This is a genomic window from Nonomuraea sp. NPDC004354, from assembly GCF_053602555.1.
Genome location: NZ_JBSGDV010000008.1, coordinates 243,055 through 262,138, shown reverse-complemented (window position 1 = coordinate 262,138; position 19,084 = coordinate 243,055). Strand labels below are relative to the sequence as shown.

Genomic DNA, 19,084 nt, shown 5'->3' with positions numbered 1-19,084 from the left:
CAGCGTGACGACCGCAGTCCTGTTCACGGGGTCCACCCTTCGCCGTCCTGGCGAATCACCCGAATGCCGTCTAGGATCCGACTTGTCACACTGACGATAGTGAACGAGTGAAGCTCTTGCCAAGCAGTCCCATCCCCGCGGAGTACGCCGAGCTCGCCCGGCGGCTGCGCGCGGCCGAGGACCGGCTCTTCCCGCTCGCGATGATCGACGCCGAACGCTACCAGCGGGCGTTGCAGCTGGTGGGGGCGCTCGCCCGGCGCCTGTCCCTGGCCGGCGACTACGCGGCCCTGGTAGCCGCGGAGGGCGAGATGCGCGGCTGGCTCGACGAGGTGGGCGTCTCCGTGGAGGGGCTCGACGCCCAGCTGGTGATCGAGGCCGCGATGTCCCAGCGGTTCCGCGAGCTGCTCATCGCCTACCGATCGCAGGCCGTGGAGCGCGCCCGCGCCGCCGGCCTGGACTGGGCGGTCCTCGAGGAGCCCGACGACGCGGCCTGGCGCGGCGGTTCGGCGCGGTGGGTGGAGGTGCACGTCCCGACCGGCACCGTCATGGTCCGCTCGGTGGTCGCCGTGCCCGTCATCACCTACCGGCTGGAGGTCACCGGCGAGGCGGTCCGCGTGGAGGAGTTCACCTCGCGCGACGCCTGGCTCGCCGCGATCGACCAGGTACGGCAGGCGCTCGCATCGGAAAGTTAACGCCGATCCCATCTTGGTAGAATCGGGGCATCCGGTCGTACGGCACGGGAGGTGCCTGTCGTGACGGCTACCGATGTCAGCGAGCTCATCCTCGACCTCCAGGCCCGAGGTCTGCGGCTCGAGGCGCAGATGGAGCGACGCACCGGCGGCGCAGGGCCCACCGACTGCGGGATGCTCTGGGTGGACGGGCTTCCCGTCACGGCGCCCACCGAGGGCATCGCCAAGGACTCCCCGTACGTCCTGCGCGCCGAGGACGACGGGTACGGCATCTACCGCGACGGCGTACGGCTCGCCGACGCCTCCGCCCAGCGCCGTCCGCGCTTCTACGACCTGACCACCGCCGACGGCGTGCCGTACTGGCAGATCGCCCTCCTGCACCTGGACTCCGTGGCGAGCACCGTCGTGCAGCACTGCGCCTACTGGGGCAACGACGACCAGTGCAGGTTCTGCGGCATCGGCCTCTCGCTGTCGTCCGGCCGTACCGTCGCGCGCAAGACCCCCGAGCAGCTCGCCGAGGTCGCGGTGGCGGCGCGTGACCTCGACGGCGCCGTCGACGCCACGCTGACGACCGGCAGCACGCGCGGCCCCGACCGCGGCGCCCTGTACGTGGGGCGCTGCGGCCAGGCGGTCAAGCAGGCCAGCGGACTCCCCGTCGAGGCGCAGTTCGAGCCGCCGGCGGACCTGGACGTGATCGACGAGGTGGGCGCGATGGGCGTCGACTCCGTCGGCATCCACATCGAGACCTTCGACCCCGCCGTGCTGGCGCGCGTCGCCCCGGCCAAGGCGCGCACCGGGATCGAGGGCTACTTCAGGGCGTGGGAACGGGCGGTGGCCGTCTTCGGCGCCGGACAGGTGTCCACCTACGTCATCCTCGGCATGGGGGAGAGCCCCCAGCTGACGATCGACGGCTGCAAGCGGGCCGTCGACGCCGGCGTCTACCCGTTCATCGTGCCGCTGCGTCCGGTCGTCGGCACGCCCATGGCCGGCTGGCAGCCGCCGCCGCGGTCCTACACGCGGCCGATCTACGCCAAGGTCCTCGCCTACATGGCCAGGCGCGGCATGACGTCGGCCACCTCCAGGGCGGGCTGCGCCCGCTGCCAGGCGTGCTCAGGGCTGAGCTCGATGGAACGCCTGCTCCGCATCGGCCCACGTCCCGCCGCCTGAGCCGGTCATGCTGCGCACGCTCGGCACCGACTGCCACCCGGCCGCCACGCCGGAGGAGCTCGCGGCCCACCACGCGGTACGGCACCGCGTCTTCGTCGACGAGCAGCGCCTGTTCCCCGGCACCGACCGCGACGCCCGCGACGACGACCCGCTGACCATCCACGTGGTCGCCTACGCCGACCAGGTGGTCGCGGGTGCGGTCCGTCTCTATCCCCTCGACGGGACCGGCGAGCTCTGGCAGGGCGACCGCCTCGCCGTCCTCGCCGAGTACCGCGCCCACGGACTCGGCGCCCCGCTGGTGAGGTACGCCGTCGCCGCCGCGGCGCGCCGCGGCGGCCTGCTCATGGTCGCCCACATCCAGCTGCGGAACGTCGGCTACTTCGAGCATCTGGGCTGGCACCGCGCCGGTGAGGTGGAGGTCTACGCCGGCCTCCCGCACCAGCCCATGGCGATCGAGCTGCGCTGACACCCCGGCCCAGGCCCATCGCCTCCACAGCAGATACTTCGCACCATTCCCCCTCACAAATGACAGCGATCGTGACGAGGGAGGCGAGACGATGTCGCATCAGCATCTGTTCGGAGGCGGCTCGGGAGTGTTCCGGCGCAAGCCGGTGGAGCAGATCGCCGGCGAGCACGAAGGCGAACTGAAACGGGAGCTGGGCCTGTGGCAGCTCACCGCGATCGGCATCGGCGGCATCATCGGCGCGGGGATCTTCGCGCTGGCCGGCGCGGTCGCCAACCAGACGGCCGGGCCCGCCGTGCTCGTCTCCTTCCTCATCGCCGGTGTCGCCAGCGCGGCCGCGGCGTTCTCCTACGCGGAGTTCGCCGGGCTCATCCCGAAGGCCGGATCCGCCTACACCTACGGCTACGCCGTCCTCGGCGAGTTGACCGGGTGGTTCATCGGCTGGGACCTGCTGCTGGAGTACACCGCCATCGTCGCGGTCGTGGCGATCGGCATCTCGGGCTACTTCGGCTTCCTCGTCGGCGCTCTGGGCATCGAGCTGCCCGCATGGATGCTGGGCGCGCCCGGCACCGGGCCGGGCCGAGCGGTGGACCTGTTCGCGGTGATCCTGTGCCTGCTCATCGCGTTCCTGCTCAACCTGGGCATCAAGACCGCCGCGCGGTTCGAGACCACCGTCGTCGCCGTGAAGGTCGTGGTGGTGCTGGTGGTGATCGTGGTCGGCTTCTTCTTCATCAACCCCGCCAACTACACCCCGTTCTTCCCGTACGGCGTGGCGGGCGCGATCACCGGCGCGGCCACGGTGTTCTTCGCCGTCTTCGGCTACGACGCGATGAGCACCGCCGCCGAGGAGTCCAAGGACGCCCAGCGCCACATGCCCAAGGCGATCATCTACTCGCTGGCCATCTCGATGGTGCTGTACGTCCTGGCCACGCTGGTGCTCACCGGCATGCAGAACTACAAGGAGATCGACCCGGAGAGCGGGTTCGCCTCGGCGTTCGCCTCCGTCGGGCTGACCAAGCTGGCCGGTGTCATCGCGGTCGGCGCGATCATCGGCATCCTCACCGTGATGTTCACCTTCATGCTCGGCGTCACCCGCGTGTGGTTCTCGATGAGCCGTGACGGGCTGCTGCCGCACTGGTTCGCCAAGCTCCACCCGGTGCGCCGGGTGCCGACCCGCATCACCTGGATCGTCGGGGCGGTCTCCGCGCTCATCGCCGGATTCCTGCCGATCAGGGAGGCGGCCGAGCTGACCAACATCGGCATCCTGCTGGCCTTCGTCGTGGTGTGCATCGCCGTCATCGTCCTGCGGTACCGGCGGCCCGACCTGCCGCGGACCTTCCGCACGCCCGGCATGCCGGTGACCCCGGCCGTCGGCATCGTCTTCTCGGTGTGGCTGATCACGTTCCTCGACCCGCTGACCTGGCTGCGCTTCGCGGTCTGGTTCCTGATCGGCCTGATCATCTACTTCACCTACAGCTACCGCCACTCCGAGCTGAACCGCCAGCAGACACCCTGACGGTCAGGACGGCCCGCGCGCGACTTCGTCCGCTGAGGGCCGCCGGCCTACTCCGGCTGATCCCAGATGCTCGGGACCTCCGGCGCGCGGCCGGCGGCCCAGGGCCGGTCCGCGGACCACTCGAGCGCCGCGCGCGCGTTCTCGAGGTCGTCGGTGGCGACGACGAGCTTCACGCCGCCGAAGGTGGTGTAGGCCAGGTCGATGTTGACGTTCGCCTCGGCGAGCTGCCGGGTCAGCTCGCCGAGCGTCCCCGGCCGGTCCGCGACGTCCACCACCAGCACGGTCCGCTCGTCCGCGATCCCCATCCCCGCCGCTTCGAGCGCCTGCCGGCACCGGTCGGCGTCCTCGTCGTCGACCAGCACATGGACGATGCCCTTGCCGTCTCCGGTGAAGGCCGCGAGGCCGCAGATGTTCACGCCGGACTCGCCGGTGACCTCCCCCAGGCGGGCCAGCTCTCCCGGCCGATCATCCAGTACAACGGTGATGTTCGTCGGCATGGCACCTCAATCCTCTCACGACGGCCGGCGCGGCGGGGCGGCCGCGGCGCCGGTCAGTCGTCGGCGCCCAGCCACAGGTCGGGGCCGAAGACCTCGTAGTGGATGTCGCGGGGTGCCACGCCCGCCGCGACGAGCTGGGCGCGCACGTCGCGCATGAACGGCAGCGGCCCGCACATGTAGGTGACGGCCCCCTCGGGGATCGCCACGCCGGTCAGGTCCATCAGGCCGGTGCGGGCGTCGCCGTCGGCCTCCTCGTACCAGAAGATCCGCTCGGCGCCGGGCAGCGCGTCGGCGAGCCGTTCCATGTCCTCCCGCAGCGCGTGGTCCTTCCTGGTCCGGTCGGCGTGCAGCAGCAGGACCCGGCGGGTGGAGCCGGTGGCGGCGAGGTGCTCCAGCATCGCGGCCATCGGGGTGCAGCCGATGCCGGCCGAGACCAGGACGAGCGGGGCGTCGCCCTCCTCCAGGCACACGTCGCCGAACGGCGCCGACAGGGTGAGCTCGTCGCCGGCGCCGACGGTGGCGTGCAGCAGGGTGGACACCTCGCCGTCCGGGGCGCCGCCGCCGCTCACCCGCTTGACCGTGATCCGGCGCAGCCCGTCCTGGCCCGCGCCCGACAGGGAGTACTGGCGCAGCTGGTGCACGCCGTCCGGCATGCGCGTGCGGACGCTGACGTACTGGCCGGGACGGCCGGGCGGCACCGGGTCGTCGCCGACGGGGCGCAGCAGGAAGGAGGCCACGTCAGGGGTCTCCTCGCGGCGCTCGACGACGTGCCACCGGCGCCAGGTGCTCGCGTCGCGCGCGCCGGCCGCGGCGTAGATCTGCGCCTCCAGGGCGATCAGCGCGCCGGCCATCAGCCAGTACACCTCGTCCCATGCCGCGGCGACCTCGGGGGTGACCGCTTCGCCGAGCACCTCGGCGATCGCGCCGAACAGGTACTTGTGCACGATGATGTAGTGCTCGGAGGCGACGCCGACCGCGGTGTGCTTGTGGGCGATGCGCGCCAGCAGCCGGTCGGGCCGCTCGTCGGGGTGCTCGACCAGCGCGGCGGCGAACGCGGCGATGGAGCCGGCGAGGGCCTTGCGCTGCTCGCCGTTGGCCTGGTTGCCGCGGTTGAACATCCCGTCGAGCAGTTCGGGGCGCTCGGCGAACATCGTGCCGTAGAACCGCGTGGTGATGGCGTCGAGCGACGCGCCGACGACGGGGAGCGTGGCGCGGATGATCCCGGCGGATTCCGGGGACAGCATGGGGCCTCCTGGCAACGACGGTGGGACGAGATCCCAGGGGAAACAAATTGGAATCTCAAATTCATATTAAGGACCGCGCCGAGTGCCCTCGCACCCGGCCCCGGATCAGCGCACGGACAGCGACAGCAACACCGGTCCCGTGGGGGCGGTCACCAGGGAGTCGACCGTCACGGGGTCGAGCGCGGCGAAGAACGCCTCCTGCGCCTGGCGCAGCGCCCCCCGCAGGCGGCAGGCGGACCGCAGCGGGCACGGCGGGTCGTCCTCGCAGCCCACCACGTCGCCCGCGGCCTCCAGCTCGCGGACGATCCGGCCGACCGACGCGTGGTGCCCCGCCTCGGTGAGCCGCAGGCCGCCGCCTCTTCCCCTCCTGGTCTCCACGAGGCCCAGCTCGCCGAGACGCGCGACCGCCTTCGCGGCGTGGGTGTACGGCACCGCGAGCGCCTCCGCGACCGAGCGGGTCGTCGGCAGCTCGCCCTCGTCCGCCACGGCCAGCCGCATCACGATGCGGAGCGAGATGTCGGTGAAAGCGGTCAGGCGCATGCTTCCACGGTAGGGGCTCACAGAGAGAGGACGGCCCGTACGCCGAGACGGCCCTGCGGCCGGCTCAGGAGGCCGCGCCCAGCTGCCGGAACAGGCGGTTGCCCACGCACTGGTCGAGGTACGGCACGCCGGCCGTGTCGCCCGAGCCCCGCGCCTGGCCGAGCATGCGGACGGCGAGCGTGCGGTGCGTCGACTTCCAGCGCTGATGGATGGCCTCCAGCCGGCCGAGCGCGGCCTCGAGCGCCGTCCACTCCGCCGGGCTGAACCGCCCCTCGGCGCGCAGCTCGCGGCACGCTCCGGCGAGGCTGTCCTGGCCGCTTTCCGCCTCGGCCCGCACGACCGGCACGCTCGTGAAGGCCGCCGACCCCAGCCGCGCGGCCGGCGGGGGGCCGCACAGGATCTCGAACCGCTTGTACTGCTCGGACTGGATGGCGCTGGCGCCCTGGGTGAACCGGCGGAACCCGTGGAAGTGCGCCGGCCGCATGGTGGCGACCATCCGGAACAGCGACGCCGCGCGCTCGAACACCGCGACCGCGTGGTCCACTCGCGCCACGCAGGCGTCCATCCGCCCGTCGCGCAACGCCGCGATCGCCGCGCGCAGGTCCGACACGATCGTGGTGAAGATCATCTCGTGGGTCTGCAGCACGCGGATGAAGAAGTACTCGTCGTGCAGGACGTAGACCGGCTGGACGGTGAGGTCGAACCACCGGGCGGCCCCGGTCGCCGGCGGCCTCGGCAGGCGGTCGAGCAGATCCTCCGGCCTGGACCCGGCCGTCGTGCGCGCGGGCAGGGAAGGCCCGCCGTCGAGGTCGTCGGCCACGAACCGCATGGCGTGCCGCAGCCGCTTGCGCAGCGTCATCGGGTCGGGCCGGTCCACGCCCGGCGCGTGCGGGGAACCGTTCGCCGCTTCGATCTCGAAGCGGACGACGTCGGAGACGAGCAGGGTGGCGAGCCTGGCCGGGCCCGGCCCGGCGTGCCGTTCGTCCAGCAGCAGCTCGAGCAGGGGGAGCGCCAGGTAGGTGCGGTTCCAGAAGCGCCCTTCGTGCTTGTCCAGGACGCAGTCGAGGAACGCGTCGAGAAGCGGTTCCCGCGCGCCGCGCCGGCGGCGGACGTCACTCAGCTCGACGAGCAGGCGTTCTGGCAGGAAGTGCTTTCCCGCTCGCCGGACCTCGTCGGTGACCAGGCGGGCCAGCGACAGCCCCCGGCATTCCGTTCCCTCGGTGGCGTGCTCGAGATTGATCATTATGGGTCACTCCAGATGGCGCCCCCTCTGGGCGACTTGTGACCATTTGTAGGCTTTCGTGGTTATCAGTCCCTTTCGTACCACTTGCAGGGGACGTGGCGTCTTCCGGTCAGGACGGCGCCGGGCCCTCGCGCAGGACGCCGCGCACCGTGTCCACGGACACCGCGCCCCACGGGAACTCCACCATCCACCACGTCGCCCCCACTCCGGCGTAGGGCGCGGGATCGGTGCCGGGCGGCAGGGACACCGCGACGTCGTAGCCCGCCAAATCCTTCCCCTCGGCCGCGCGTAGCCGCATGACGGCGGCCACCAGCTCCGCGAACTCGTCGAGACCGGCGAACGCCACCGGGAAGAAGCCGTCGAGGCGGGCGGCGCGCCGCAACGGTCCCTGCTTGCCCGGCAACGCCGCGCCCCACACCGGGATCCCCGGCCGCTGCACGGGCCTGGGCAGCAGCCGCACCCCGTCGAGCGTGTAGTACTCGCCCCGATGGTGTACGGCCTCGCCGGACCACGCCGCGGCCAGCACGTCGAGAGACTCGTCGAGCATCCGGGCCCGGACCCGGTCGTCCAGCTCCTCGCCGGTCGTGGACAGCTCGCTGCCGAACCGGTCGCTGCCGAGGCCGACGCCGAGGGTCAGGCGCCCGCCGCTGAGCTGGTCGAGCGTCACGGTCTCCTTGACCACCTTCACCGGCCGGCGGCGGGGGAGCGCGGTCACCATGGGGCCGATGCGCACGCGTTCGGTGGCCATGGCGATCGCCGCCAGTGTGATCCACGGATCCGCCACCTCCTCGACCGGCTCGCCCCAGCGCAGGTGATCCCACACGAACACCCCGTGCCATCCGGCCTCCTCGGCCTCGGCGGCCAGGCTGGTGACGACGAGGGGGTCGGCGAGCTCGTCGAAAAGCGGCAACCACAGTCCCGAGCGGAGGTCGCCTCCGGCGGGCGCGGGTGAAGGCGTGCTGGTCATCTCTCGGGCTCCTCGGGTCGACATCGTGCCTGGTCAACAGGCTACGAGGAGTGATCGCCGCGCGGGGAGACCTGAGAGGCGTGTCGCGCCACGCCGTCATGGTCTTGCATGTTCATGCGGTGGTGTGTATATATTTCTACTCGTGTCTAAGGTACTCACCTCCCTGCCTGTCGGCGAACGTGTCGGGATCGCTTTCTCTGGCGGCCTCGACACCTCGGTAGCGGTCGCGTGGATGCGCGAGAAAGGTGCGGTGCCGTGCACCTACACCGCCGACGTCGGCCAGTACGACGAGCCCGACATCGCCTCGGTGCCCGGGCGCGCCACGGCGTACGGCGCTGAGATCGCCCGGCTGGTCGACTGCCGGGCCGCCCTCGTCGAAGAGGGGCTCGCGGCGCTGGCGTGCGGGGCCTTCCACATCCGCTCCGGCGGCCGTACCTACTTCAACACCACCCCGCTCGGGCGGGCCGTCACGGGCACCCTGCTCGTGCGCGCGATGCTCGAGGACGGCGTGCTGATCTGGGGTGACGGCTCCACCTTCAAGGGCAACGACATCGAGCGGTTCTACCGCTACGGTCTGCTGGCCAACCCCTCCCTGCGGATCTACAAGCCGTGGCTCGACGCCGACTTCGTCAGCGAGCTCGGCGGCCGTACCGAGATGTCCGAGTGGCTGCTCGCCCGCGACCTGCCGTACCGCGACAGCACCGAGAAGGCCTACTCCACCGACGCCAACATCTGGGGCGCCACCCACGAGGCCAAGTCCCTCGAGCACCTCGACACGGGCATCGAGATCGTCGAGCCGATCATGGGCGTGCGGTTCTGGGACCCCGCCGTGGAGATCGCCGCCGAGGACGTCACGATCGGCTTCGAGCGGGGACGGCCGGTGACGATCAACGGCAAGGAGTTCGCCTCCGCCGTCGACCTGGTGCTGGAGGCCAACGCCATCGGCGGCCGCCACGGCATGGGCATGTCCGACCAGATCGAGAACCGGATCATCGAGGCCAAGAGCCGGGGCATCTACGAGGCGCCGGGAATGGCGTTGCTGCACGCGGCCTACGAGCGGCTGGTCAACGCCATCCACAACGAGGACACTCTGGCCAGCTACCACAGTGACGGGCGGCGGCTGGGCAGGCTGCTGTACGAGGGCCGCTGGCTGGACCCGCAGTCGCTGATGCTGCGCGAGTCGCTGCAGCGCTGGGTCGGCGCGGCGGTCACCGGCGAGGTGACCCTGCGACTGCGGCGCGGCGAGGACTACTCCGTCCTGGACACCACCGGGCCGGCGTTCAGCTACCACCCGGACAAGCTGTCCATGGAGCGGACCGAGGACTCCGCCTTCGGGCCGGTCGATCGCATCGGCCAGCTCACCATGCGCAACCTCGACATCGCCGACTCTCGCGCCAAGCTGGAGCAGTACGCCAGGCTCGGCATGGTCGGCAGCCCGCACCCGACGTTGATCGGCGCCACGCAGGTGACCCCGACCGGCCTGATCGGCGCGATGCCGGAGGGCGGGGCCGAGGCGATCGCCTCCCGCGGCGCGGTCACCGGCGACGACGAGCTGCTCGACCACGCCGCGATGGAGTCAGGCACCGACTGACGCCTCACCCACCGCGCGCCCGTACGGCCCTGCCGCTGGTCAGCCGCCATCCGGCCGCCGTCCAGCACACCCCCCAGAGCAGGAAGAACGGCGACCACAGCAGCAGGTCCCAGTGCGCCAGGGTGCGAGCCAGCTCGGCGTGCTCGCCGGAGGCCGGGCGGACCCCGGTCAGCAGCAGCGCGTCGCCGGCGAAGCCGAACCCGAGCACGCCGGCGGCGCGGGCGATCATGAAGATGCCCAGCGTCCAGGCGACGACGGCCGCCAGCCGGCGCGGCAGCACCGCGCCCCACGGCCGTACGGTGGCCAGCGCCACGATGACACCGATCACCGCGGCGCCGGCCAGCAGCCAGTGGCTCGCCACGAACAGCGGATCACGGGCGAGCAGCCGTTCGCGCATCTCCGGGGGCAGCGGGTCCTTGTCGGCCAGCGCGTTGGCCCCCAGCGCCTGCGCCAGCTTCATCGACCCGTAGACGGCCGCGCAGGCCGCCGCGCCGTACGCGCCCAGCCGCGCCCGGTCAGCGCGCGGCATGTCTCGGCGCCACGGCGTAGGAGCGGATCATCTCCGCGAGCAGCCCGATCACGACGACGCCGAGCACCCCGTGGTACCAGTGCCAGCCCACGCCGATACCGACGAACCCGTCCACGATCATGATGCCCGCGCCGCCGCCGACGGCCAGCAGCATCGCGGCCAGCAGGAGCAGCATCACCTTGCGCGGCACCCTGCGGCCCAGCGGCGTGACGGTGGCGAGGGCGAGGCACGCGCCCAGCACGCCGGACAGGGTCGCGAGCCACTGCGCCGTGCTCGGGTCGAGGAAGTAATCCGCGGCCTCGGCGGCTGACACGGGCGGGCCGCTCGGGAACCCGAGCCGGGCCTGCATGGCGTAGCCGGCCTTCCCCACGGCGTAACCGAGGAACAGCACGGCCAGCGCGTACGCCGGCCAGCGTCGCACACGAACAGAACCAGTCATGACCGCGACCGTAGCCACGGCGCCCCGGGCGGCGACTCCCAAGCATGGGGGAGAGGCCTCCCCCGCCAGAGGGATCCGCCCGCGCGCGTCCTGGCCGCCGATCCCTCGCCCGACGCGGAAGCCGTCCGCTGACCTGGGAACCCGTAGCATCGGCTCGTTCGTCATCATCGTGTCGATCACGTCGCGGAAAGGGCCATCATGCGCAGCGCGCTCTTCGGGAACCTGGACAGCTCACAGGTGCCCGCCAACTTCGCTCTCCAGAACGCCAAGATGCTCCGCGTCCAACTCCCGCACGAGGTGCTGGCCAGGCAGGGGTCGATGGTGGCCTTCCAGGGCCAGATGGACTTCGACTACGAGGGCGCCGGCGGCGTCGGCAAGCTGTTCAAGAAGATGGTCACCGGCGAGGGCGCGCCGCTCATGCGCGTCAGGGGGCAGGGCCTGCTGTTCCTCGCCGACAACGCCGACGACATCCACCTGTTCTACCTGGAGAACGAGGCCATCACCGTCAACGGCCGCAACCTGCTGGCCTTCGACTCCGCGCTCACCTGGGACATCAGGCGCGTGCAGGGCGCGGGCATCGCCGCGGGCGGGCTGTTCAACATGACGGTCAAGGGCACCGGCTGGGTGGCGGTCACCGCCCACGGCTCCCCCGTGCTCCTCGACACCTCGCGGATGCCGACCTTCGCCGACGGCCAGTCCGCGGTGTGCTGGAGCGCCGACCTGCACGTGGGCGTCAACCGCACGATGAAGGCGGGCGCGCTGATCGGCCGCGGCAGCGGCGAGGCCGTCCAGCTCGCCTTCCAGGGGCAGGGGTTCGTGCTCGTGCAGGCCAGCGAGGGCCCGCCGGTGGTCTCGGCGCAGTAGCCGCTCACCCCGGCCGAGGCTTCCCGGTGCGCGCGGGTGTCCCGCCGGCGGGCCGTTGGTCCCACGCGCCGGGGCCGTTCGACCGCGGCGATCACCGCGCGTCATGGGCTTTCCTGGACGGGAAGGGAGCGCGCCATGAACGGACACATCGTCGTCGGCGTGGACGGCTCGCCCGAGGCGCTGAACGCGGTGCGGTGGGCGGCCGACGAGGCGATGAGGCGGGCCTGCCCGCTGCGGATCGTGCACGTCACCGGCGTCTACGCCTATGACATCCCGCCGCGCGAGGTCGTCCAGGCTTTCGCGACCCCGGAGGACTACGGCCGGGCCGTGCTGGACGACGCCGGGGCCCTGGCCCGCAGGCGGCACCCGGATCTGCCGATCGGCTCCGTCCTGGGCGAGGGCGTCATCGCCGACGTGCTCAGGCAGGCGGCCACGGAGGCGACGGCGCTGGTCGTGGGCAGCCGCGGGTACGGCCGCTTCTCCCCGGCCCGCCTCGGCTCGGTCAGCGCCGGGCTGGCCGGACGGTCCCCGTGCCCGGTGGTGATCGTGCGCGACCCGCCCGCCCGGGAGCGCGGCGAGATCGTCGTCGGATTCGACGACCACTCCGCTGCCGCGCTGCGGTTCGCCTTCGAGGAGGCCGCCCGGCGCGGCGCCCGGCTGCGGGCCGTCCACGCCTGGCAGCCGCCGACGGTCTCGCCGTTCGTGCTCGGTGCCGATCCGATCTTCGAGGAGCTCTTCGCGGCCGCGCGGCACCGCGCGGTGCTGGTGCTGCAGCGGTGGCGGGACCGGCACCCGCAGGTGCGGGTGGTCGAGGAGATCGTGCCGGGCGGAGCCGTGGCGGCCATCCGCCGCGCCTCCGCGTCGGCCGACCTGGTCGTGGTGGGCTCGCGGGGACGCGGCCTGTTCGGCTCGGCGCTGCTGGGCTCGGTCAGCCGCGGCGTCCTGCACGAGTCGCGCTGTCCCGTCGCGGTGGTCCGCCCCACCATGGCGTCGGTGGCGAGCACGGCCTGAGCGCCCGGCGGCCGGGCCCCGGACGGCCCGGCAGCCCGGTCGAGGACGCCCGCCCGCACTGACCGCCGGGGCCATGGTTCTCAGCCGTGGTTCTCAGGAGGGCAGTGATGGGGCGGACGGCGCCGCGGGCGCGCCGGGCAGCCGGGAACCAGCGGGGAGCAGCGACCCGCAGGCCCGCACCGCCGCCCCGTACTTGTCGGACAGGACGTCGACGCGCTCTCCCCTGATGTCGAAGTTGATCAGCCCGTCCGAGGAGAGCGCGACCTCGGGGAAGCCGGGCAGTCCCTGCGCGCGCATGCAGGTGGTGAACGCCCTGCCGTCGTCGTCGGGCGCCGCGGACGAGGCGCTCGTCACCCAGCCCCCGCCCGCGGCGAAGGCGGCGGCGGTGAGGACCGCGACGGTGAGGACCACTCTTCGGATCGTCGAGCCGGCCATGATGGCTCCTTTCGTTGCTGTCGATGCGCCCAGACAAGCCGAGGGCCGGTTACCGGGCCGCAACGGCGGCGGTTACCCCGCTGTAACCGGGAGACGGGGCATGCTGGAGATCATGAGAGTGCTGATCGTCGAAGACCACGAGGAGCTGGCCGTGACGGTGTCCGCGGGGCTGCGCCGCGAGGGCATGGCCGTCGACGTGGTGCTGGACGGTCTGGCCGCGCTCGAGCGGGCCTCGGTCAACCACTACGACGTGGTCGTCCTCGACCGGGACCTGCCCGGCCTGCACGGTGACGAGGTGTGCCGGTCGCTGGTCGGCGCCGGCCACCCGGCGCGGGTGCTGATGCTCACCGCCGCCGTGACCATCGATGACAGGGTGACCGGACTGGGCATCGGCGCCGACGACTACCTGCCCAAGCCGTTCGCCTTCGCCGAGCTGGTCGCCCGGATCCGGGCACTGGCCAGGCGACCCAGCCGGGCCCTGCCTCCGGTGCTCGTCCACGGCGACCTGCGGCTGGATCCGGCCACCCGGATCGCCACCCGTGACGGGCGCCGGCTGCCGCTGAGTCCCAAGGAGTTCGCCGTGCTGGAGCTGCTGATGGCCGCCAAGGGCGCGGTGGTCTCCGCCGAGCAGTTGCTGGAGCGGGGCTGGGACGAGTTCGCCGATCCGTTCACGCAGACCGTGAAGGTGACGATCAGCCGGTTACGGCGGAAGCTCGGCGACCCGCCGCTCATCGAGACGGTCCCGCAGGCCGGATACCGGATATGAGACAGCCCATACGGTCGCGGCTGACCCTGCTCTACGGCGGCCTGTTCCTGGTGGCCGCGGTGCTGCTGGTCGCCCTCATCTACCTTCTGGTCGAGTACTCGCCCTTCCCGGCGCCACCGGCCGCTCCCGCGGCGCCGGGCGGATCGGCCCCTCCCGCTCCGGCGCCCCTGGCGGCCTCCACCGAGCACCTGCGCCGGTTGCTGGTCAACTCGTTGATCGCGCTGGCGGCCATGGCGTTCGCCGCGCTGCTGCTGGGCCGGCTCATGGCCGGGCGCGTGCTGCGGCCGCTGGCCGAGATGACCGCCACCGTCCGGCGCATCACGGCCGACCGGCTCGACCGGCGGCTGGCCGCCACCGGGCCGGACGACGAGCTCAAAGAGCTGGCCGACACCTTCGACGAGCTGCTGGACCGGCTGGAGGCCGCGTTCACCGCCCAGCGGCGGTTCGTCGCCAACGCCTCCCACGAACTGCGGACCCCGATGACGTTGCAGCGGGCCATGGCCGAGGTGGCGCTCGCCGATCCGGCGGCCGACACGGCGTCCCTGCGGGAGGTGCTGGAACGCATGGTGGCCGCGGGCAGGCACCAGGAGCGGCTCGTCGAGGCGCTGCTCACGCTGGCCCGGGGCCAGCAGGGCCTGCGGCACCGCCGGCCCTTCGACCTGGCCGCGATCACCGCGCAGGCGCTCGGCCACCGTGCCGACGCTGAGCCGCGCGTCGAGTCCTCTCTGCGGCCGGCACCCGCCTTCGGTGACCACGCACTGGCCGAACGGCTGGTCGCCAACCTGCTGGACAACGCGCTGCGGCACAACGTGCCCGGCGGGTGGGTCAGGGTGGAAACCAGCGTCCGGTCCGGACGCGCCACTCTCCGAGTCTCCAACAGCGGTCCGGTGATTCCGGCCGACCGGCTGCCCCTGCTCCTGCAGCCCTTCCAGCGTCTGGAGAGCGCCAGGAAGGCCGACGGCGACGGCCTGGGGCTGGGCCTGTCGATCGTGGCCGCCATCGTCGAGGCACACCACGGCACGCTGGAGGTCCGTCCGCTTCGCGACGGGGGGCTCGAGGTGATCGTCGCCCTCGACCCCCCGGACGATCCGCGCAACCGCCGGCGTCATGGCTCACCGGCCGCGGAGTGACGCCTGTCCGGCGACGCGGCCGGCGCGCTGCGCAGTACCGGAAAAGTCGTGAAATCGCCCGGTGGTCCGTCGTCCTCATCGGATAGGGACCAAGGTCTCTATCCGATCGATCGGGCGCACGGAAGGCTCGCAACCATGGACAGGATCGATGCGTACTGGCACGCCGCGACGGAGATCCGCGACTGGACGTGGCCGAGCCGATGACGTGGTGGACGATCGTGCGCTTCCTGCACATCCTGGGAGCCGCGCTGTGGGTCGGCGGGCAGCTTGCCGTCTCCCTGGTGGTGCTCCCGCTGGCCCGCCGCGGCCTGCCGGAGGGGCAGCGGGCCGGCCTGCTACGCGCGGTGGGACGCCGCTTCGGGCTGATCACGCTCGCCGGCTTCCTGCCGGTCCAGATCGCCACCGGCCTGGCGCTGGCCTGGCACTCCGGTGTGACCTGGGCCTCGCTGGCCGAGCCCGGCTACGGCCGGACACTCGCCGCCAAGCTGGTCCTCTTCTGCGCGGTGCTGGCCACCGCGGGCCTGCACGGCTGGGCCTCCGGATCCGGCAGACCCACCGCCGCCCGCGTCATGGCCGTCGCCTCGCTCATCGGCTCGGTGGGCGTGATCCTGCTGGCATCGGCCCTGGTGGCGTGATCCGCGGACCCGGCCGCGAGCACAGAAGGGACTAAAGACCCTTACCGGGGGCAGTGCGCGCCGTGGATTCTGGCCATGGGACCTGAAGGCGAGGGCAGGAGCATGACGTCCGATTCCTCTGCGGCGACGCCGACCACGGCCCAGCGGGTGACGGCTCTCACGCGGGCGTTCGCGGTGAACCGCCGGGCCCGGGCGCGGCCGACCCCGACCGGACGGCTGGGGCCGGTTCGGCGGGAGAGCGCGGCATGACGATGGACGCCCTGCTCAGGCTGGCCACCCACCTGCGGCCGGGGAAGGTGTCGGCCGACGGCCGGAGCCTGCACCTGGTCGGCGGGCGCGAGGGCGACGTGTTGTACCGCGACCGGTGGAGCCACGACAAGGTGGTGCGCTCCACGCACGGCGTGAACTGCACCGGCTCCTGCTCGTGGAAGGTGTACGTCAAGGACGGCATCATCACCTGGGAGGCGCAGCAGACCGACTACCCCAGCGTGGGCGGCGACCGGCCGGAGTACGAGCCGCGCGGCTGCCCGCGCGGAGCGGCCTTCTCCTGGTACACCTATTCGCCGACCCGGGTCCGCTACCCGTACGCCCGCGGCGTCCTGGTCGCCATGTACGGCGAGGCCCGGCGCGGCGGTCTGGACCCGGTTGCCGCCTGGGCGGAGGTCACCACGGACCCGGAGAGCCCGACCCGGTCGCGGTGGAGAACTTCCACGCCCTGCGCAGCCGCCAGACAAGCGACCTGCGCGGCCGCGTGAACCTCCTCAACTGGGACGGCACCGGCCTGCCCGACGGACTCTTCCCACCCAAGAAGGACTCATGACCGAAAACCACGTACGCACCGTCCACCTGGTGGCCTCCGTCCTGCTCGGCTACCCGGACGCGAGGCTGTTCGAGGCCGTCCCGTTGCTGCGCAAGGCGGTCGCGACCGTGCCGTCCACGCCGCTGACCGGCTTCCTCGACCACCTCGCGACGGTGCGCCCCCAGGAGCTGGCCGAGCACTACGTGGCCGTGTTCGACTTCAAGCGCCGCTGCTGCCCCTACCTGACGTACTACGCCTACGGCGACACGCGGAAGCGCGGCATGGCCCTGCTCCGCTTCGAGCAGGCCTTCCGGGAGGCGGGGTTCGAGCCGGCCGACGGCGAGCTGCCCGACCACCTGGCCGTGGTGTGCGAGCTGTCGGCGCGAGGCGGCACGGAGCAGGCCGTACGGCTGCTGCGCGAGCATCGCGCCGGGCTGGAGGTGCTGGCCCAGGGGCTGGCGGCGGAGGGCTCGCCGTACGCCCGCGTCGTGGACGCCGTCATCGCCACGCTGCCGCCGCCGACCGCGCGCGACCTGCGCGCCGCCCGCGGCCTGGCCGCCGACGGGCCGCCGGCCGAGGCGGTCGGGCTGGAGCCCTACCCGATCGGAGAACGCCCATGAGCGTCCTGCTCTGGGTCGTGGCACCGTACGTGGCCTTGACGGTGTTCGTCCTGGGTCACGTGTGGCGCTACCGTTACGACAGGTCGGCTGGACGACCCGCTCCTCGCAGCTGTACGAGTCGCGCCTGCTGCGCGTCGGCAGCCCGCTGTTCCACTTCGGCATCCTCGTCGTGATGCTGGGCCACATCGGGGGCCTGGTGATCCCGAAGAGCTGGACGGCGGCCGTCGGCGTCACCGAGGCGGCCTACCACGTCGCCGCCGTCGGCCTGGTCACGGTCGCGGGCGTGTGCACCCTGGGCGGGCTGGCCATCCTCATCTACCGGCGCCGCACCGTCGGCCCCGTCTTCAGCGCCACCACGCGCAACGACGAGGCCATGTACGCCGTGCTCGCGGTGACGATCGTCCTCGGCCTGGCCGCCACCGTCGCCGACAACATCCTGGGCGGCGGCTGCGACTACCGCGCCACCGTCTCCCCGTGGTTCCGCTCCATCTTCGTGCTGCGCCCCGACCCGTCGCTGATGGCGGGCGCGCCGCCGCTGTTCCAGCTCCACGCGCTGAGCGCCATGCTGCTGTTCGCCATCTGGCCCTTCACCCGGCTGGTGCACATGCTGACCGCGCCGGTCGGGTACCTGACCCGCCCCTACATCGTCTACCGCAGCAGGCAGGCGCCCGCGCCACGGCGCGGCTGGGAGGCCTCCTGACATGCGGCGCGAGGCGGTGGACCGCTCCCGGCAGGGCAGAGGATCGGGGGGCGGACGGCCCTGTCCCATCCACGGCATCCCCGCGGCGGCGCACGGGGCCGATGGCACCCCACGATGGGACTTTCGGCCCTCACCCGGCGGTCCGCCGCGTGATGCGCTGGTGGTAATGCGCAGGAGGTGCAACCGCCATGAAGGACAAGGCGATCCACGCGGCGATCGAGGCCGCGACCTGGGCCCCCTCGGTCCACAACACCCAGCCCTGGACCTTCGCGGTGTCCGGGGAGGAGATCAGGGTCCGCGCCGACGTCGAGCGCAAGCTCCGGGTGAGCGACCCGCAGGCCCGCGAGCTGTTCATCAGCTGCGGCGCGGCACTGTTCACCCTGCGCACCGCGCTGCGGGCAGAGGGCTACGAGCCGATCGTGCGGGTGCTGCCCGACCCCGACCGCCCGGCGCTGCTGGCCACCGTACGGCTCGGCTCCCCGCTGACCCCGGACGAGATCACGGGGATCCTGGCCGGCGAGATCAAACGGCGGCGCACCCACCGGGCCGGGTTCACCGACCTGCCGGTTCCCGACCGCCTGATCGAGCGGCTGGTCGGGCAGGCGGCGGCGGAGAAGGCCACGCTGACCCCGATCCGGATGCCCGAAGCGGTCGACGTCGTGGCCGCCCTCACCCAGGCCGCCCAGCGCGTGCAGAGCGGGGACCGGGCCTTCAGCCTGGAGGTGATCCGCTGGGCGCGCCCGCCGGGCAGCTCACGCCGCGACGGCGTGCCCGCCGACGCCTACCCCCGCAAGAGCGGTCAGGAGCGCTTCCCGCAGCGTAACTACGCCCACGGCCACGACTGGGGCACCACCACGGACCAGAGCACGTCGACCTCCACCGGCATCGTGGCGATCATGACGACACCCGGGGACGGCCACCACGACTGGATCGCCACCGGCCAGGCACTGCAGCGGGTGCTGCTGCACGCCTCCGCCTACGGCGTCAGCGCCGCCTTCCACACGCAGGCGCTGGAGATGTACCAGCTGCGCGAGTTCCTGCGGCACGAGCTGTGCTCGGACGAGTACCCACAGATGATCATGCGGCTCGGCATCACCTTCGAGGACAGCCGCGGCGTGCGCCGCCCGCTGTCGGAAGTCCTGGACTGAACGGGACGCAGGCGCACGCGACCGGCAGGCGGGCGCGTGCCCACCGGCGCGTGTCCAACGGCGCGCGGCCGACGGCGTCCCCGGTAGCGGT

General features: G+C 72.4%; 20 protein-coding genes and 3 pseudogenes. 15 read left to right on the top strand and 8 right to left on the bottom strand.

The features are described 5' to 3' along the window. The first annotated feature begins 107 nt into the window (after positions 1 to 107). The 4 genes from ACWENQ_RS23870 to ACWENQ_RS23855 all read left to right on the top strand — a co-directional run bounded on the left by ACWENQ_RS23870 (position 108) and on the right by ACWENQ_RS23855 (position 3,835). Entirely contained in the window at positions 108 to 692 is a 585-nt protein-coding gene (locus ACWENQ_RS23870) for a hypothetical protein (protein WP_452416203.1), read from the top strand. A 60-nt stretch (positions 693 to 752) separates the two neighbouring features. Beyond that, positions 753 to 1,856, top strand: a complete 1,104-nt coding sequence (locus ACWENQ_RS23865; RefSeq protein WP_452416201.1) for an MSMEG_0568 family radical SAM protein — start codon at positions 753 to 755, stop codon at positions 1,854 to 1,856. Between the two features lie 7 nt (positions 1,857 to 1,863). Beyond that, positions 1,864 to 2,322, top strand: a complete 459-nt coding sequence (locus tag ACWENQ_RS23860) for an MSMEG_0567/Sll0786 family nitrogen starvation N-acetyltransferase (RefSeq protein ID WP_452416199.1) — start codon at positions 1,864 to 1,866, stop codon at positions 2,320 to 2,322. A 91-nt stretch (positions 2,323 to 2,413) separates the two neighbouring features. Next, complete coding sequence (locus ACWENQ_RS23855) at positions 2,414 to 3,835, top strand: amino acid permease (protein WP_449923721.1); 1,422 nt, start codon at positions 2,414 to 2,416, stop codon at positions 3,833 to 3,835. A 47-nt stretch (positions 3,836 to 3,882) separates the two neighbouring features. On the opposite strand, the gene ACWENQ_RS23850 is transcribed toward ACWENQ_RS23855, so the two are convergent. The 5 genes from ACWENQ_RS23850 to ACWENQ_RS23830 all read right to left on the bottom strand — a co-directional run bounded on the left by ACWENQ_RS23850 (position 3,883) and on the right by ACWENQ_RS23830 (position 8,326). Next, complete coding sequence (locus ACWENQ_RS23850; RefSeq protein WP_354917660.1) at positions 3,883 to 4,332, bottom strand: ACT domain-containing protein; 450 nt, start codon at positions 4,330 to 4,332, stop codon at positions 3,883 to 3,885. Positions 4,333 to 4,385: 53 nt separating this feature from the next. Continuing rightward, positions 4,386 to 5,576: a globin domain-containing protein gene (locus tag ACWENQ_RS23845; RefSeq protein WP_452416197.1), complete on the bottom strand. Its 1,191-nt coding sequence runs from the start codon at positions 5,574 to 5,576 to the stop codon at positions 4,386 to 4,388. Between the two features lie 105 nt (positions 5,577 to 5,681). Next, complete coding sequence (locus ACWENQ_RS23840) at positions 5,682 to 6,116, bottom strand: RrF2 family transcriptional regulator (RefSeq protein WP_449923715.1); 435 nt, start codon at positions 6,114 to 6,116, stop codon at positions 5,682 to 5,684. Positions 6,117 to 6,180: 64 nt separating this feature from the next. After that, positions 6,181 to 7,359, bottom strand: coding sequence for a tryptophan 2,3-dioxygenase family protein (locus tag ACWENQ_RS23835; protein WP_452416196.1), 1,179 nt, complete (start codon positions 7,357 to 7,359; stop codon positions 6,181 to 6,183). 109 nt (positions 7,360 to 7,468) lie between these two features. Next, entirely contained in the window at positions 7,469 to 8,326 is an 858-nt protein-coding gene (locus tag ACWENQ_RS23830) for an LLM class flavin-dependent oxidoreductase (RefSeq protein WP_452416194.1), read from the bottom strand. A 142-nt stretch (positions 8,327 to 8,468) separates the two neighbouring features. Between ACWENQ_RS23830 and argG the strand changes: the two genes are divergently transcribed. Further along, a complete protein-coding gene (gene argG / locus ACWENQ_RS23825) occupies positions 8,469 to 9,917 on the top strand; it encodes an argininosuccinate synthase (protein WP_452416193.1) in 1,449 nt (482 codons plus the stop codon). Positions 9,918 to 9,921: 4 nt separating this feature from the next. On the opposite strand, the gene ACWENQ_RS23820 is transcribed toward argG, so the two are convergent. Beyond that, positions 9,922 to 10,446 carry a DUF3995 domain-containing protein gene (locus ACWENQ_RS23820; protein ID WP_452416192.1) on the bottom strand — a complete coding sequence of 175 codons (525 nt, stop codon included), beginning with the start codon at positions 10,444 to 10,446 and terminating at the stop codon, positions 9,922 to 9,924. Continuing rightward, positions 10,433 to 10,885: a hypothetical protein gene (locus ACWENQ_RS23815; RefSeq protein WP_452416190.1), complete on the bottom strand. Its 453-nt coding sequence runs from the start codon at positions 10,883 to 10,885 to the stop codon at positions 10,433 to 10,435. Before ACWENQ_RS23815 ends, ACWENQ_RS23820 begins: the two co-directional genes overlap by 14 nt. Positions 10,886 to 11,083: 198 nt before the next feature. Here ACWENQ_RS23815 and ACWENQ_RS23810 point away from each other — a divergent pair, with 198 nt between their 5' ends. Together ACWENQ_RS23810 and ACWENQ_RS23805 are read left to right on the top strand one after the other, a co-directional pair. Then, on the top strand, positions 11,084 to 11,749 hold the full coding sequence (locus ACWENQ_RS23810) for an AIM24 family protein (RefSeq protein ID WP_449923698.1): 666 nt from the start codon (positions 11,084 to 11,086) through the stop codon (positions 11,747 to 11,749). 135 nt (positions 11,750 to 11,884) lie between these two features. Continuing rightward, positions 11,885 to 12,760 carry a universal stress protein gene (locus ACWENQ_RS23805; protein ID WP_452416188.1) on the top strand — a complete coding sequence of 292 codons (876 nt, stop codon included), beginning with the start codon at positions 11,885 to 11,887 and terminating at the stop codon, positions 12,758 to 12,760. Positions 12,761 to 12,853: 93 nt separating this feature from the next. Here ACWENQ_RS23805 and ACWENQ_RS23800 read toward each other — a convergent pair whose 3' ends face one another. Beyond that, a complete protein-coding gene (locus tag ACWENQ_RS23800) occupies positions 12,854 to 13,195 on the bottom strand; it encodes a hypothetical protein (protein WP_449923693.1) in 342 nt (113 codons plus the stop codon). Between the two features lie 112 nt (positions 13,196 to 13,307). Between ACWENQ_RS23800 and ACWENQ_RS23795 the strand changes: the two genes are divergently transcribed. The 8 genes and pseudogenes from ACWENQ_RS23795 to ACWENQ_RS23760 all read left to right on the top strand — a co-directional run bounded on the left by ACWENQ_RS23795 (position 13,308) and on the right by ACWENQ_RS23760 (position 18,993). Further along, positions 13,308 to 13,961 (top strand): response regulator transcription factor, encoded by a 654-nt coding sequence (locus tag ACWENQ_RS23795; RefSeq protein ID WP_452416186.1) that lies wholly within the window; start codon positions 13,308 to 13,310, stop codon positions 13,959 to 13,961. Beyond that, positions 13,958 to 15,091 (top strand): sensor histidine kinase, encoded by a 1,134-nt coding sequence (locus ACWENQ_RS23790; protein ID WP_452416185.1) that lies wholly within the window; start codon positions 13,958 to 13,960, stop codon positions 15,089 to 15,091. Before ACWENQ_RS23795 ends, ACWENQ_RS23790 begins: the two co-directional genes overlap by 4 nt. Positions 15,092 to 15,279: 188 nt before the next feature. After that, positions 15,280 to 15,726 carry a hypothetical protein gene (locus ACWENQ_RS23785; RefSeq protein WP_354917699.1) on the top strand — a complete coding sequence of 149 codons (447 nt, stop codon included), beginning with the start codon at positions 15,280 to 15,282 and terminating at the stop codon, positions 15,724 to 15,726. Positions 15,727 to 15,971: 245 nt separating this feature from the next. Next, positions 15,972 to 16,418 (top strand): annotated as a pseudogene (locus ACWENQ_RS23780) (nitrate reductase subunit alpha); the annotation flags it as partial. Further along, positions 16,364 to 16,546: pseudogene (gene narY / locus ACWENQ_RS23775) on the top strand (nitrate reductase subunit beta); the annotation flags it as partial. The pseudogenes ACWENQ_RS23780 and narY, both read left to right, overlap by 55 nt. Then, positions 16,543 to 17,145, top strand: a complete 603-nt coding sequence (gene narJ / locus ACWENQ_RS23770) for a nitrate reductase molybdenum cofactor assembly chaperone (protein ID WP_452416183.1) — start codon at positions 16,543 to 16,545, stop codon at positions 17,143 to 17,145. The pseudogene narY and the gene narJ, both read left to right, overlap by 4 nt. Then, positions 17,142 to 17,845 (top strand): annotated as a pseudogene (narI, locus tag ACWENQ_RS23765) (respiratory nitrate reductase subunit gamma). Before narJ ends, narI begins: the two are co-directional and overlap by 4 nt. Positions 17,846 to 18,033: 188 nt before the next feature. After that, positions 18,034 to 18,993: an Acg family FMN-binding oxidoreductase gene (locus ACWENQ_RS23760; protein ID WP_452416181.1), complete on the top strand. Its 960-nt coding sequence runs from the start codon at positions 18,034 to 18,036 to the stop codon at positions 18,991 to 18,993. The last annotated feature ends 91 nt before the right edge of the window (positions 18,994 to 19,084 follow it).

What these genes read in the sequence shown, in the direction of transcription:
- ACWENQ_RS23835 (WP_452416196.1), bottom strand. Translation starts at nt 7,359, where the DNA reads ATGATCAATCTCGAGCACGCCACCGAGGGAACGGAATGCCGGGGGCTG.
- ACWENQ_RS23800 (WP_449923693.1), bottom strand. Translation starts at nt 13,195, where the DNA reads ATGGCCGGCTCGACGATCCGAAGAGTGGTCCTCACCGTCGCGGTCCTC.
- ACWENQ_RS23810 (WP_449923698.1), top strand. Translation starts at nt 11,084, where the DNA reads ATGCGCAGCGCGCTCTTCGGGAACCTGGACAGCTCACAGGTGCCCGCC.
- ACWENQ_RS23795 (WP_452416186.1), top strand. Translation starts at nt 13,308, where the DNA reads ATGAGAGTGCTGATCGTCGAAGACCACGAGGAGCTGGCCGTGACGGTG.
- ACWENQ_RS23790 (WP_452416185.1), top strand. Translation starts at nt 13,958, where the DNA reads ATGAGACAGCCCATACGGTCGCGGCTGACCCTGCTCTACGGCGGCCTG.
- ACWENQ_RS23845 (WP_452416197.1), bottom strand. Translation starts at nt 5,576, where the DNA reads ATGCTGTCCCCGGAATCCGCCGGGATCATCCGCGCCACGCTCCCCGTC.
- ACWENQ_RS23850 (WP_354917660.1), bottom strand. Translation starts at nt 4,332, where the DNA reads ATGCCGACGAACATCACCGTTGTACTGGATGATCGGCCGGGAGAGCTG.
- narJ (WP_452416183.1), top strand. Translation starts at nt 16,543, where the DNA reads ATGACCGAAAACCACGTACGCACCGTCCACCTGGTGGCCTCCGTCCTG.
- ACWENQ_RS23820 (WP_452416192.1), bottom strand. Translation starts at nt 10,446, where the DNA reads ATGCCGCGCGCTGACCGGGCGCGGCTGGGCGCGTACGGCGCGGCGGCC.
- ACWENQ_RS23855 (WP_449923721.1), top strand. Translation starts at nt 2,414, where the DNA reads ATGTCGCATCAGCATCTGTTCGGAGGCGGCTCGGGAGTGTTCCGGCGC.
- ACWENQ_RS23760 (WP_452416181.1), top strand. Translation starts at nt 18,034, where the DNA reads ATGAAGGACAAGGCGATCCACGCGGCGATCGAGGCCGCGACCTGGGCC.
- ACWENQ_RS23830 (WP_452416194.1), bottom strand. Translation starts at nt 8,326, where the DNA reads ATGACCAGCACGCCTTCACCCGCGCCCGCCGGAGGCGACCTCCGCTCG.
- ACWENQ_RS23805 (WP_452416188.1), top strand. Translation starts at nt 11,885, where the DNA reads ATGAACGGACACATCGTCGTCGGCGTGGACGGCTCGCCCGAGGCGCTG.
- ACWENQ_RS23815 (WP_452416190.1), bottom strand. Translation starts at nt 10,885, where the DNA reads ATGACTGGTTCTGTTCGTGTGCGACGCTGGCCGGCGTACGCGCTGGCC.
- ACWENQ_RS23860 (WP_452416199.1), top strand. Translation starts at nt 1,864, where the DNA reads ATGCTGCGCACGCTCGGCACCGACTGCCACCCGGCCGCCACGCCGGAG.
- ACWENQ_RS23840 (WP_449923715.1), bottom strand. Translation starts at nt 6,116, where the DNA reads ATGCGCCTGACCGCTTTCACCGACATCTCGCTCCGCATCGTGATGCGG.